Consider the following 13,090-nt stretch of genomic DNA (forward strand, 5'->3'; position numbering starts at 1 on the left):
CGCCTGTTCTCTGCCGCAGGCTCTCGGAGTGCCGGCGCATCCGGATCGCCAGGTAGTCGACGCGGTACAGGTCCTGCAGCTCCGCCGGGTCCCGCCGGCGCTATCCAAGGGTTGTTTTGGCCCAGTTGGAGATGTTGTGACGCTTTTACGCGGGCAGCACGGTGGCGCCCGGCACCGGCCCGGACGCCGTACGCACCGCCCGACAGGTGCCGGACGACCGTAGGGTTTCGGCCACCTTCTCCGCCGACTCGGGGTCGCGGGCGAGGAACGCCGTGGTCGGGCCCGAGCCGGAGACGAGCGCCGCGAGCGCGCCCGCGGCCCGGCCGGCGGCGAGGGTGTCGGCGAGCTCCGGGAAGAGGGAGAGGGCGGCGGGCTGGAGGTCGTTGGAGACGGCCGCGGCGAGCGCGTCGGGGTCGCCCTTGGCGAGGGCGTCGAGCAGCGGCCGGGAGGCGACGGGCTCGGGGATGTCGGTCCCCTCGCCGAGCCGGTCGAACTCCCGGAACACGGCAGGCGTGGACAACCCGCGCTCCGCCATCGCGAACACCCAGTGGAAGGTCCCGCCCACGTCGAGCGTACGGAGCTGCTCGCCCCGCCCGGTGCCGAGGGCCGCCCCGCCGACCAGGCTGAACGGCACGTCGCTGCCCAACTCGGCGCAGATGCCGAGCAGTTCCGCAGGGGAAGCGCCGGTCCCCCACAGCGCGTCGCAGGCGAGCAGTGCACCCGCGCCGTCCGCGCTGCCGCCCGCCATGCCGCCGGCGACCGGGATGTCCTTGGCGATGTGCAGGTGCACATCGGGGGTGAGGCCGTACCGCGCGGCGAGCGCCTCGGCCGCGCGGGCGGCGAGGTTCGTACGGTCGAGGGGGACCTGGTCGGCGTCCGGTCCGTCGCAGGTGACGCGCAGTCCGTCCGGCGAGGGGGTCACGGTGACCTCGTCGTACAGGCCGACGGCGAGGAAGACGTTGGCCAGGTCATGGAACCCGTCGGGGCGGGCGGCGCCCACCGCGAGCTGGACGTTGACCTTGGCGGGGACGCGGACGGCGACGCGCGCGCTCACTTACTCGTACTCCTTGTGCGGGGCGGGCTCCTCCGGCCGGGCGCCGGCTTCCTTGTGCTCGGCGATGAGCGCGAACTCCTCGACCGTCAGCGCCTCTCCGCGCGCCTGCGGCGAGACCCCGGCCGCGACGAGGGCCGCCTCGGCCGCCGCCGCCGAACCCGCCCAGCCGGCGAGCGCGGCGCGCAGTGTCTTGCGGCGCTGGGCGAAGGCGGCGTCGACGACGGCGAAGACCTCGCGCTTGGAGGCGGTGGTCTTGATCGGCTCGGTGCGCCGGGTCAGCGCCACCAGCCCGCTGTCGACGTTCGGCGCGGGCCAGAAGACGTTGCGCCCGATGGCCCCGGCCCGCTTGACCTCGGCATACCAGTTGGCCTTCACGGACGGCACGCCGTACACCTTGGAGCCGGGCGCGGCGGCCAGCCGGTCGGCGACCTCCGACTGCACCATGACGAGGGTGCGTTCGATGCTCGGGAACGTGTCGAGCATGTGGAGGAGGACCGGGACGGCCACGTTGTAGGGGAGGTTGGCGACCAGCGCGGTGGGCGGTGGGCCGGGAAGTTCGGCGACGTGCATCGCGTCGGAGTGCACCAGCGCGAAACGGTCGGCGCGCTCCGGCATGCGGGCCGCGATGGTGGCGGGCAGCGCGGCGGCCAGTACGTCGTCGATCTCCACGGCGGTGACGCGGTCGGCGACCTCCAGCAGGGCGAGCGTGAGGGAGCCGAGTCCCGGGCCGACCTCCACCACCACGTCGTCGGGGCGGACCTGAGCGGTGCGGACGATACGGCGGACCGTGTTCGCGTCGATCACGAAGTTCTGGCCGCGCTGTTTGGTGGGGCGCACGCCTAGGGCGGCCGCCAGCTCACGGATGTCGGCGGGGCCCAGGAGGGCGTCGGGGGTGGGGCTGCTCACCCGACAAGGGTACGGGGCCCCAGGTACGCGGCCGGCCTCGGTTGTGGGCTGCCCTGCGCTGGGGCTGGGCGGGGGTGTGTCGCGCGGCCCGGCGCTACGGGGCGCCGCCCTTCTTTGGGACGGGAGCCGCCCCAGCGGCACGACTGCCCGCGGCTGAGCGCAGAACACCCGCTCACCCGTGCAACCGCCCCCCGCAATGCGGCCAAGGACTCGTCCCCTGCCTCACATACAGCTTCTTCGCCCGCTGCGTCTGCTCCGCCGCCGGCGCGTCCTGCGGCCGCCCCTTCCCCCCGAGGCTCCGCCAGGTCTGCGTGTCGAACTGGTACAGCCCGCCGTACGTCCCCGAAGAGTCCACCGCGTCCGCCCGCCCCCCGGACTCGCACGCCGCCAGCCCCTGCCAGTTCAGCCCGTCCGCACCGCGCACGGACGTCGGCAGCGGCTTGGTGCCCACCTTCACGATCTGCGTCTGCGGCTCCCGGACCACCTCGGTCCGGATCCGCCGCGGCTTCTGCCGGACACCGTTGACCATGCGCAGCTGGTACGTGATCCGCCGCAGCCCCGGCACGCCCGCCCGCTCGACGACCTCCGTGCCGCGGAAGACCGAGGGATCCTCGACCCGCTCCACGCCGAACGCGATCGCCTCGTCCCGGATCTCCTTCCTGCCGGTGATCCGCAGGACCGTGACCGTCTGCCCGTCGCGCGGGAAGGTGTCGAGCGGGACGGACGTCGTGTCCTGCCCGCGCAGCGTGATGCCGGCCTGCTCCACGACCTCCCCCACGGTCGCCGCGTTCGTACGGATGGTGCGTGCCAGGCCGTCCGCCATGACCGTCACCGCGCGCTCGGTGCGCACATCCAGCGCGAGCCCCTCGCGTCCGATGCGCCGAGAGCGCGAGGTCGACACATACGCCCCCTCCGCGCGCACCCCCATCTGCTTGAGCGCCGCCTCCACGGTGTGCGCCGTCGTCCACACCTGGCGCCGCTGACCGTCGATCGTGAGCCGCACGGGCCGCCCGTAGCGCACCGCGACCTCGTCTCCGCTCTCGAGCGCCGCGTCGGGAGCGGGCGCCACCACATCGTGCGCCCCCACCTCCACGCCCTCCTCGGCGAGCAGCTCGGTGACGTCGTCCGCGAAGGTGTGCAGGCTGCGCTGCTTGCCGTCGACGCTCAGCTCGACCGCCTTGTCCTTGGCGACGAAGGCGGACGTCCCGCCCGCGAGGAACGCGACGACCAGCGCCTGCGGCACGAGCCGGCGCATGGACCCCTCGCCCCGCTCAGTGGTTCGCGCCCGGCGCCGGTGCGCGGCCCGCCGCCCGCGCCCCTGGCGTACAACCCGCGCGGGGTCGGGTTCGGGGTCCTCGTACGCGGGCTTGTACGTGTCCTCGTATGTCTCGTCGGTGTCGTACGCGGCACGCTTCACATAGGCCTCGTGGATCCCATAGGCCTCATGGGTTCCGCGATGGGTCCCGTTGGCTGCATGGTTTCCAGGGGTTCCATGGGCTCCAGGGGAGCCCTGAGTTCCGGGGGAACTGTGGGTTCCGGGGGAACCGTGGGTCCCCTGAGGCCCATGAGGTCCGTGGGCTCCATGCATCCCGTACATCTCGTACGCGGGTCTGTAACTGTCCGTACGCGCCCCGTAAGCCCCATGCACCCCCTGAATCCCTTGCAACCCGTACGCCAGCGTCTGAGCGCTGTACGGGTCGAAGCCGCCGAACGCCGGGGGCTCGTGGGCCGGGCTCGGGCCATACGTCTCGAACTGCGCGTTGCTCACGACGACACGCTCCAGCGGAGGGACTCCGGATAGGGCCCCCAGAACCTAGCGGAGGGGTCGTGACTCTCCAAAGCGACTCGGCTACGCACAGTCGCGACGGGACCCGGCGTAATTCCGTAGGAGCGTTGCCCGGCGACCGCCGGGCAGTCACGGTCAGTAGCCGAAAGCGCGTGCCGTGTTCGCGCCCAGGGCCGTCGCCAGCGCGTCCTCGTCGATCCCTCGAACGGCGGCCATGGCGCGCACCGTGACCGGAATGAGATACGGCGCGTTGGGCCGTCCGCGGTACGGGACCGGCGTGAGGAAGGGCGCGTCGGTCTCCACGAGGAGCAGCTCCAGCGGGGCCACCGCCACCGCGTCCCGCAGGTTCTGGGCGTTCTTGAAGGTGACGTTGCCCGCGAAGGACATGAAGTAGCCGGCGCGGGCGCACACCTCGGCCATCTCGGCGTCGCCGGAGTAGCAGTGGAAGACGGTCCGCTCGGGCGCGCCCTCCTCCTTGAGCACCCGCAGCACGTCCGCGTGGGCCTCGCGGTCGTGGATGACCAGGGCCTTGCCGTGCCGCTTGGCGATCTCGATGTGGGCGCGGAAGGACGCCTCCTGCGCCTCCTTGCCCTCGGGCCCGGTGCGGAAGTAGTCGAGGCCGGTCTCGCCGACGCCCTTGACCTGCGGGAGCGCGGCCAGGCGGTCGATCTCGGCGAGCGCCTCGTCGAGCGCCCGCGCACCACCCGGCTCGCGCGCCCCCTGCCGTGACCAGCCATCCGGATCCCCGTGCACGATGCGGGGCGCCTCGTTGGGGTGCAGCGCGACGGTCGCGTGCACGGCGTCGTACCGCGCCGCCGTCTCGGCCGCCCACTGCGAGCCGCGTACGTCACAGCCCACCTGTACGACCGTGGTCACCCCGACCGACGCCGCCTTCGCCAGGCCCTCCTCCACCGTGCCGGACTGCATGTCGAGGTGGGTGTGGGAGTCGGCGACCGGGACCCGGAGCGGTTCCGGGAGGGGCGGGGCGGCGTGCTTGTCGGAGGCGTTCGAAGGCATGCCCCGATCCTACGAAAGGGGCACGCCCTCTCAGCCGGTGACCAGTTCGGCGCTCGCCTCAGCCCGCCTTGCGGTGGAAGACGTGCAGGAGATCGGACAGATGCCAGTGGTGGTGCGGCTCGCCCGCCGCCCCCTCCGGCTTGCGCGCCGCCTGCCGGGGGATCGGGCGGGTGCGGTGCAGGGAGTTCTGCGCGGAGGACACCTGGCCGGGCCGCATGATCCGCACGACGTGGCCGTCGCAGTTCTGGCACGTGGGCCGGCTCAGCGGCGAGGGCACCACCTGTCCGTCCGCGACGTACATCACGAACTCATGGCCGTCACCGGCTATGTGGTGCTCTATCTCGTACGACTGCTCCCAGCCGTGCCCGCAGCGCATGCAGGCGAACGAATACGACTCGTGGACGACGGCGGTCGCGGCGCTGCGAAGGCCCGTGGTCTGCTGTGCGATCTCACTCATGCCAGCTCCTGTGGTCCGCTGGGTGGGACGGGTTGCGTCCCACGACCCAGTGGACTCCCCCGCAGGAGTGAACGCACGCCATCTGTCCAGTGTTGGGGGCGACTTGGGCGTTCCTTGCCGTAAGGCCCGTCTCCCTTTACCCCCGCATGGGGCGCGCGCTCAGGCGAGATACGCCCTGCTCACGCGACGTTTCACGCCCCCGCGTTCTTCGCCGCCACAACGGCGTCGAAGACCTGCCTCTTGGGCACCCCGGCCTCCGCCGCCACCGCCGCGATGGCCTCCTTGCGCCGCTCCCCCGCCTCTTCGCGCACGCGAACCCGCCGCACCAGTTCCTCGGCGCCGACCTCCTCGGCCCCCTTCTCCGGCGCCCCCTCGACCACGACGGTGATCTCCCCGCGCACCCCTTCGGCGGCCCAGGCCGCGAGCTCCCCCAGCCCGCCCCGCCTGACCTCCTCGTACGTCTTGGTCAGCTCCCGGCACACGGCGGCCCGCCGCTCGGCGCCGAACACCTCGGCCATCGCGGCGAGCGTGTCGTCGAGCCGGTGCGGCGCCTCGAAGTAGACGAGCGTGCGCCGCTCCTCGGCGACTTCCCTGAGGCGCCCCAGCCGCTCCCCCGCCTTGCGCGGCAGGAACCCCTCGAAGCAGAACCGGTCGACGGGCAGCCCGGACAGCGCGAGCGCGGTGAGCACGGCGGACGGCCCGGGTACGGCGGTGACCCGGATGTCCTTCTCGACGGCCGCCGCGACCAGCCGGTACCCGGGGTCCGACACGGACGGCATCCCCGCGTCGGTCACCAGCAGCACCCGCGAGCCCTCCAGGAGCGCCTCGACCAGCTCGGGTGTGCGGGCCGACTCGTTGCCCTCGAAGTACGACACGACCCGTCCGGCCGGGTGTACGCCCAGCGCCTGGGTGAGGCGCTTGAGCCGCCGGGTGTCCTCGGCGGCGACCACGTCCGCGCCGGCCAGCTCCTCGGCGAGCCGGGGCGGGGCGTCCTTGACGTCGCCGATGGGGGTGCCTGCCAAAACAAGGGTTCCTGTCACGTTTCCATCCTCGCAGGGCCCATCCACGGGACTCCCACAGACGTGTTCCCTACGATGGCGCGGTGACCAGTACCGCCTCCTCCATGGACGCCCGGCAGGGCCAGGCACCGCACGAGCAGCGGCCGTCGTGGCAGCAGCGGCTGCGCCGATTCGGCTACTCGGCGACGCCCCGAAGCGACGTACGCGACCGGCTCGTGCCGCCGTATGTCCAGCCCAGCCCGCGGATGTGGCAGTTCCTCGGCGTCTCGCGCCCGCTCGCCGAGAGAATCGCGCGGTGGTCGGGCTGGGGCGGTCCGCTGCTGATCACACTGCTGGCCGGGGTGATGCGGTTCTGGAACCTGGGCAGCCCGAAGAAGGTGATATTCGACGAGACGTACTACGCCAAGGACGCGTGGGCGCTCGTCCACCGGGGCTTCGAGGTCAGCTGGGACAAGAAGGTCAACGACCTGATCATCTCGACCAACGGCGACGTGCCCGTCCCGACGGACGCGGCGTACGTCGTGCATCCGCCGGTCGGCAAGTACGTCATCGGGCTCGGCGAGCTGATGTTCGGGTTCAACCCGTTCGGCTGGCGCTTCATGACGGCGCTGCTCGGCACGCTCGCCGTCCTGATGCTGTGCCGCATCGGCCGCCGCATCTTCCGCTCGACCTTCCTCGGCTGCCTCGCCGGCGCGCTGATGGCGGTGGACGGACTGGCGTTCGTGATGGCGCGCACCTCGCTGCTCGACGGGGTGCTGATGTTCTTCGTCCTGGCGGCGTTCGGCTGCCTGGTCATCGACCGGGACCGGGCGCGCGCGAAACTTGCGGCCGCACTCCCGGCCGACCCCGACGGCCGGGTCCGCCCCGACGCGTACGTCGCGGAGACTCTCGGCCTGGGCCTGCGCCCGTATCGCTGGCTGGCCGGTCTGATGCTGGGCCTGGCCATCGGCACCAAGTGGAACGGCCTGTACTTCCTGGTCGCGTTCGGCCTGCTGACGGTGCTCTGGGATGTCGGCGCCCGCAAGGTCGCCGGTGCCCACCACCCGTACACGGCGGTCATCAAGCACGACCTGGGCTTCGCCTTCCTGGCGACGGTGCCGGTGGCGATCGTCACGTACATCGTGTCGTGGACGGGCTGGATCCTCTCGCCCACCGACGGCACCGGCGGCTACTACCGCGACTGGGCGACCGCCAACGGCCGCTCCAGCAGTTGGTCGTGGCTGTTCCCCGACTGGTGGCTGAGCCTGTGGCACTACGAGCACCAGGTGTACGAGTTCCACGTCGGCCTGTCGTCCCCGCACACCTACCAGTCCAACCCGTGGAGCTGGATCGTCGACGGCCGCCCGGTCTCGTACTTCTACGAGTCCCCGCTCCCCGGCAAGGACGGCTGCCCCGTCGACGCGGGCGAGAAGTGCGCGCGCGAGGTCCTGGCCATCGGCACCCCGCTGCTGTGGTGGGTGGCCGCGTTCGCACTCCTGTACATCCTGTGGCGCTGGGCCTTCCGCCGCGACTGGCGCGCCGGCGCGATCGCCTGCGGCGTGGCGGCGGGCTACCTCCCCTGGTTCCTCTACCAGGAACGCACGATCTTCTTCTTCTACGCCGTCGTCTTCCTCCCCTTCCTCTGCCTCGCCGTGACCATGCTCCTCGGCGCGATCATCGGCCCACCGGGCTCGAGCGACACCCGACGAGTGGTGGGCGCGGCGGGCGCGGGCGTCCTGGTACTGCTGATCGCCTGGAACTTCATCTACTTCTGGCCGATCTTCACCGGCACGGCGATCCCGGTCGACGACTGGCGGTCGCGGATGTGGCTCGATACGTGGGTCTAGCTGGGCGGATGACAGAAACGCAATCGATGCGGCATTTGGAACGGCACAAGACGATCAGTAGCGTTTTGATCACACAAGCGCACAGATTCACACACTGGCAGCACTCCATCGCCATGAGTGACTAGAACCGCCCTGTGAGCACATCATGGACTGACAAGCTCGTCGCCGGCGCCCAGGTGGCAACGACACTGATCGCCGCGACCACCTTGCTGGTGAGCGTCTACGGAGACATTCCCGACGGGCTTGGGACGGTGGTCATTCTGGCGCTCGGCGGAGCAACCGCCCTCTTCACGTGGGTGCGGGTCGATCCGGCTGCGCACCCCACACGTGCACGGGTGTTGTTGGCCGGGCTCGTAGGGGTGGTGTTCGTCACGGCTGCCGTCTTGGTATGGCCAGGCGTTTGGCCGAACGAGGAGGAGGCCTCTCCCAAAACCGCTGCAAGCAAAGTCGACGACCCGAAGGCGTCAGCGCGACAAATCAAAGTCACCAAGATGGGAGGCGAAGGCGTCAACCCGGGCGTCACGGTCAAGATCAATAGCTGCATCACCGTGTCGGGCACGGGAAAGATCCCCAGCGAGTACGGGCTCTGGGTGGCCAACACTTACGACGCCGACGGCACACCAAGCCTGGACGGGCTCTTCAACCTTCAGCGAGCGTCCCAGACCGAAGGGGAGACGGCCTGGCAGACCGCGAGGTTCGGCGTGGGCGGAGACGAAAACGACGAGGGCAAACCCTTCTGGATCTACGTGTTCCTCCTCCCTGCTTCCGCGGACAGCGCGCTGAGGAACCTCTCAGCAGGGGGCGCACCTGGCCTTAAGGCGCCCGTCACGGGCGCAACGGAGGTAGGCCGGTACGCAGTCGAGCGCAAGGCGAATCTCACCTGCCCATGGCAGAAGGAAGTGTGAGCGTCGCCCAGACGTAGCGGACGGCCCATCTCGACGACTGGCGGTCGCGGATGTGGATCGATACGTGGGTCCAGCCGGCGTAACAGGAGGGGGCGATGATCGTTCACCAAGTCATGAACGTAACCAAACGGACAATTGCCGTCATCGCTCTCGCCGGGGCGGCGGTCATGTCAACCTCCGCCATCGCCAGCGCCGATGCCTCCACCATCGCCGACTCCAAGGCCCCCACCTCGCCGCCCACCCACATGTCCCTGGTGTACCCGTACTCGGCCGCCTACCCGCCGGGCATCCTCCCCCTGGCGGCCGCTCCCGCAGTCGCCCTCCTCGGCGTCGCGCCCCTCGGCGTTCTCTGAGGATCGCCTCCCGCTGAGCGCTGCAGTCGGCCGGTCGGGCCGGGTGCGGCGCTCAGTCGTGTCTGATCGTCACCGCTGAAATGGCCGACAAGAGAAAACCCACCCACAGGCTTCCCTCACGCCACTTACAGTGCGGGAGACCGAAACGGGGAGGGGACCATGTCCAAGGGGGTCAAAGTCGCCGTCATAGGCGGCGTGTTCGCCGTGATGGTGGGCGGTGCCGGGTACGGCGCGTACAACATCATGTCCGCGCTGAACGGCGGCGGGGCGACGGGGGCCGCGGGGCCGGCGCCCGTCGCGTCCGGGCCGCCGAGTGCGGAGGAGGTCGAGGAGACCACGGCGAAGTTCTTCGCGGCCTGGGAGAAGGGACAGGCGGCGCGGGCGGCGGCGTACACGAACAACGACGCGGCAGCCGAGCGGGTGCTGACCTCCTATGGCGAGGACGCGCACATCAGCGGCGTGAAGATCACGCCGGGGAAGGGCAGCGGCGCCACCGTGCCCTTCAGCGTGAGCGCGAAGGTGTCGTTCGGCGGGAAGTCCAAGGCGCTCAACTACCGGAGCGAGCTCACCGTCGTCCGCGGGCGCACCACCGGGAAGGCCCTGGTCGACTGGCAACCCACCGTCATCCACCCGGAGTTGGAGCGGGACGACACCCTCGTCACCGGCGAGGCCGCGAGCCCGCCCATCGAGGCCGTCGACCGTGACGGCACCGTGCTGACGAAGGAGAAGTACCCCTCCCTCGGCCCCGTCCTGGACACCCTGCGCGACAAGTACGGCGACAAGGCCGGCGGCGAGCCCGGCATCGAGCTGTCGATACGGCACGCCGACGAGTCGCCGGACACCTCGCTGCTGACCCTCACCAAGGGCAGGCCCGGCAAGCTGGAGACCACACTCAGCGCGAGCGTGCAGGCCGCTGCCGAGAAGGCCGTCAAGCAGTACGCCCAGTCCTCGGTGGTGGCCCTCAAGCCGAGCACCGGCGAGGTGCTGGCCGTGGCGAACCACCGGGAGGACGCCTTCAACGCCGCCTTCGAAGGGCGCGTGGCCCCCGGCTCCACGATGAAGATCATCACCGCGGCGATGCTCATCGACAACGGCGTGACGACGATGAACGGCCCGGCGCCGTGTCCGAACACGGCGATGTGGCAGAGCCAGACCTTCAAGAACCTCACCGGCCTCGAGCCCGACGAGAGCGCGAACGCCACGCTCGCCGGCGGCTTCCTGCGCTCCTGCAACACGGCCTTCATCAAGCTCGTCGACGAGGAGCCGCTCACCGACGCCTCCTTGACGGCGGAGGCCGAGGAGCGGTTCGGGCTCGGCCGCGACTGGAAGACCGGCATCACCTCCTTCGACGGCAGCGTCCCCGCCTCCACCGGCCCGGACCGCGCGGCCAACGCGATCGGTCAGGGCCAGGTCCAGATGAACCCGCTGAACATGGCGTCGGTGACGGCGACCGCGATCACCGGCGAGTTCCGGCAGCCGTACCTGGTCCCGCGCGACCTCGACGACCGGCGGTTCGCCACCGCCAGGGGGCTGCCGTCGAGCACCGCCGCCCAGCTCAAGCAGATGATGCGGCTGACCGCGACCTCGGCCCAGGGCACCGCCGTGCGGGCCATGTCGGGGCTGAGCGGCGACATCGGCGCCAAGACCGGTTCCGCCGAGGTCGACGGAAAGGCCACCTCCGACAGCTGGTTCACCGGCTTCCGCGATGATGTGGCGGCCGCGGCCATGTCCCAGCAGGGCGGCCACGGCGGCGACGCGGCGGGGCCGATTGTCGCAGCCGTGCTACGAGCGTCCGGCTGAACTTATCCCCCGCGGGACGGGACCGTACTGTGGTCGGCGTCGTTGGTATGCGTGAGGTCGGCGGGGTGGCGGGGGCCCCTGGGATACGCGAGGGAACTGAAAGCAGTGGGTAACAGAAGGCGCGTCGCCGAGCGACGGAAGACCAACCCCGCCGTGCTCGGCGGCATGATCGCCGTTGTCGTCGGTGGCGCCGGGTTCGGCGTCTACGCCCTGTACGGCGGCGGCGCGGCGGCCGACAGCCGTACGCAGTCGACGTCGTCCTCCGCCGACCAGGAGGAGAAGCAGGTCAAGACCGGCCCGCTGTCGGCCGAAGAGGTCACCACCGCGGCCAAGACCTTCCTCACCGCCTGGCAGCAGGGCAAGGTGACCGAGGCGGCCGCCGCCACGGACGACGCCACGGCCGCCCGGTCCCTGCTGACCGGCTACACCAAGGATGCCCACATCACCGGCGTCACCCTCACCGAGGGCACCCGCACCGGCGCCAAGGTGCCCTTCACCGTGAAGGGAACGGTGTCGTACAAGGGCACCACCAAGCCGCTGACGTACGGCAGTTCACTGACCGTCGTCCGCCGGGCCGAGGACGGCAAGCCGCTCGTCGAGTGGCACTCCGCGGTCGTGCACCCCGACCTGAAGGACGGCGACACCCTCGTCACCGGCGAGTCCGGCACCCCGCCGGTCAAGGCACTCGACCGGGACGGCGGCGAGCTGACGGAGAAGGAGTACCCGTCGCTGGGCTCGGTGCTGGACGGGCTGCGCGAGAAGTACGGCGAGAAGGCCGGCGGCAAGGCGGGCATCGAGCTCCAGGTGATCCGGGGCAAGGAGTCCAAGAAGGCCGAACTGTCCGACAAGACCCTGCTGGAGCTGAGCAAGGGCACGCCGGGCACGGTGAAGACGACGCTGAGCCCGACCCTGCAGGCCGCCGCGGAGAAGCAGGTGGCCGCGAAGACCAAGGCCTCGGTCGTCGTGCTGCGTCCGTCGACCGGCGAGATCCTCGCGGTCGCCAACTCCTCGCACGGCTTCAACACGGCCTTCCAGGGCTCCCTCGCCCCCGGCTCCACGATGAAGGTCATCACCTCGTCGCTGCTGATCGAGAAGGGCCTCGCGTCGGCGGACAAGCAGCACCCCTGCCCGAAGTACTTCACGTACGGCCACTGGAAGTTCCAGAACGACGACAAGTTCGAGATCAAGGACGGCACCTTCAAGGCGAGCTTCGCCCGCTCCTGCAACACGGCCTTCATCAGCCAGGCCCCGGAGCTGGACAACGACAGCCTGACCAAGCAGGCCCAGCAGGTCTTCGGCCTGTCCCTGAACAACTGGTCCGTCGGCGTCCCGACCTTCGACGGCGCCGTCCCGGTCCAGTCCCAGGCCCAGATGGCGGCCTCGCTCATCGGCCAGGGCGGCGTGCGGATGAACCCGCTGAACATGGCTTCGGTCTCGGCGACGGTGAAGACGGGCACCTTCAAGCAGCCCTACCTGGTGGCCCCGACGGTCGACAACCGCACCCTCGCCACCGCCTCGCGCACCATGTCGGCGTCCACGCTCTCGCAGCTGCGGGAACTGATGGCCTACACGGCGGCCTACGGCACGGCGGCCGAGGCGATGTCCGGAGTCACCGGCGATGTCGGCGCCAAGACCGGCTCGGCGGAGGTCGACGGCCAGAAGAAGCCGAACGGCTGGTTCACCGCGTACCGGGGCGATCTGGCGGCAGCGGGCGTGGTCCAGGCGGCCGGCCACGGCGGCGAGACGGCGGGCCCGATCGTGGCGGCGCTGCTGAAGACGGGCGGCTAGGCCGAGCTAGGCCCTGTCGTTTGGATCATCCCGGCGTCGCGGGCCCTGGCACGCACTCCCCCACTGCCTTAAGGGCGTGGGGGGGGACCCCCAGCGGCGTTGTCGTCGGTCGCCGACGCTCCGCGTCGACTCCCTCCTCCGCCTTGCAGCTGCACGCTCCCCCACGCTCGAACCGGCTC

Annotated in this window: 11 protein-coding genes; 5 read left to right on the forward strand and 6 right to left on the reverse strand. The window is 70.9% G+C overall.

Going from position 1 to position 13,090, the window contains the following annotated elements; genetic code table 11:
• Positions 1-145: 145 nt before the first annotated feature.
• The 6 genes from IF78_RS0136075 to rsmI form a co-directional block, all read right to left on the reverse strand.
• A complete protein-coding gene (locus IF78_RS0136075; protein ID WP_031481495.1) occupies positions 146-1,054 on the reverse strand; it encodes a 4-(cytidine 5'-diphospho)-2-C-methyl-D-erythritol kinase in 909 nt (302 codons plus the stop codon).
• A complete protein-coding gene (gene rsmA / locus IF78_RS0136080) occupies positions 1,055-1,960 on the reverse strand; it encodes a 16S rRNA (adenine(1518)-N(6)/adenine(1519)-N(6))-dimethyltransferase RsmA (RefSeq protein WP_031481497.1) in 906 nt (301 codons plus the stop codon).
• Between the two features lie 172 nt (positions 1,961-2,132).
• A complete protein-coding gene (locus tag IF78_RS0136085; RefSeq protein ID WP_031481499.1) occupies positions 2,133-3,728 on the reverse strand; it encodes a resuscitation-promoting factor in 1,596 nt (531 codons plus the stop codon).
• Positions 3,729-3,881: 153 nt separating this feature from the next.
• On the reverse strand, positions 3,882-4,763 hold the full coding sequence (locus tag IF78_RS0136090; protein ID WP_031481501.1) for a TatD family hydrolase: 882 nt from the start codon (positions 4,761-4,763) through the stop codon (positions 3,882-3,884).
• Between the two features lie 58 nt (positions 4,764-4,821).
• Positions 4,822-5,220: a hypothetical protein gene (locus IF78_RS0136095; RefSeq protein WP_031481503.1), complete on the reverse strand. Its 399-nt coding sequence runs from the start codon at positions 5,218-5,220 to the stop codon at positions 4,822-4,824.
• Positions 5,221-5,411: 191 nt separating this feature from the next.
• The gene (gene rsmI, locus IF78_RS0136100) at positions 5,412-6,260 is read right to left on the reverse strand and encodes a 16S rRNA (cytidine(1402)-2'-O)-methyltransferase (protein ID WP_031481505.1); all 849 of its coding nucleotides are present in this window, start codon (positions 6,258-6,260) and stop codon (positions 5,412-5,414) included.
• A gap of 62 nt (positions 6,261-6,322) precedes the next feature.
• Between rsmI and IF78_RS0136105 the strand changes: the two genes are divergently transcribed.
• The 5 genes from IF78_RS0136105 to IF78_RS0136125 all read left to right on the forward strand — a co-directional run bounded on the left by IF78_RS0136105 (position 6,323) and on the right by IF78_RS0136125 (position 12,911).
• On the forward strand, positions 6,323-8,065 hold the full coding sequence (locus tag IF78_RS0136105) for a dolichyl-phosphate-mannose--protein mannosyltransferase (RefSeq protein WP_031481507.1): 1,743 nt from the start codon (positions 6,323-6,325) through the stop codon (positions 8,063-8,065).
• Between the two features lie 134 nt (positions 8,066-8,199).
• The gene (locus IF78_RS0136110) at positions 8,200-8,970 is read left to right on the forward strand and encodes a hypothetical protein (RefSeq protein ID WP_031481509.1); all 771 of its coding nucleotides are present in this window, start codon (positions 8,200-8,202) and stop codon (positions 8,968-8,970) included.
• Between the two features lie 167 nt (positions 8,971-9,137).
• Entirely contained in the window at positions 9,138-9,323 is a 186-nt protein-coding gene (locus IF78_RS0136115; RefSeq protein ID WP_158751587.1) for a hypothetical protein, read from the forward strand.
• Positions 9,324-9,482: 159 nt separating this feature from the next.
• Positions 9,483-11,123, forward strand: coding sequence for a penicillin-binding transpeptidase domain-containing protein (locus tag IF78_RS0136120; protein ID WP_031481513.1), 1,641 nt, complete (start codon positions 9,483-9,485; stop codon positions 11,121-11,123).
• A 105-nt stretch (positions 11,124-11,228) separates the two neighbouring features.
• Positions 11,229-12,911, forward strand: a complete 1,683-nt coding sequence (locus tag IF78_RS0136125) for a penicillin-binding transpeptidase domain-containing protein (protein WP_031481515.1) — start codon at positions 11,229-11,231, stop codon at positions 12,909-12,911.
• The last annotated feature ends 179 nt before the right edge of the window (positions 12,912-13,090 follow it).

The sequence above is a fragment of the Streptomyces bicolor genome, from assembly GCF_000719285.1.
In the GTDB taxonomy this organism is placed as follows: domain Bacteria; phylum Actinomycetota; class Actinomycetes; order Streptomycetales; family Streptomycetaceae; genus Streptomyces; species Streptomyces bicolor.

Bases quoted from the DNA above. Each gene is read 5' to 3' on its own strand.
- IF78_RS0136090 (WP_031481501.1), bottom strand. From the start codon at position 4,763: ATGCCTTCGAACGCCTCCGACAAGCACGCCGCCCCGCCCCTCCCGGAA.
- IF78_RS0136095 (WP_031481503.1), bottom strand. From the start codon at position 5,220: ATGAGTGAGATCGCACAGCAGACCACGGGCCTTCGCAGCGCCGCGACC.
- IF78_RS0136115 (WP_158751587.1), top strand. From the start codon at position 9,138: ATGTCAACCTCCGCCATCGCCAGCGCCGATGCCTCCACCATCGCCGAC.
- IF78_RS0136120 (WP_031481513.1), top strand. From the start codon at position 9,483: ATGTCCAAGGGGGTCAAAGTCGCCGTCATAGGCGGCGTGTTCGCCGTG.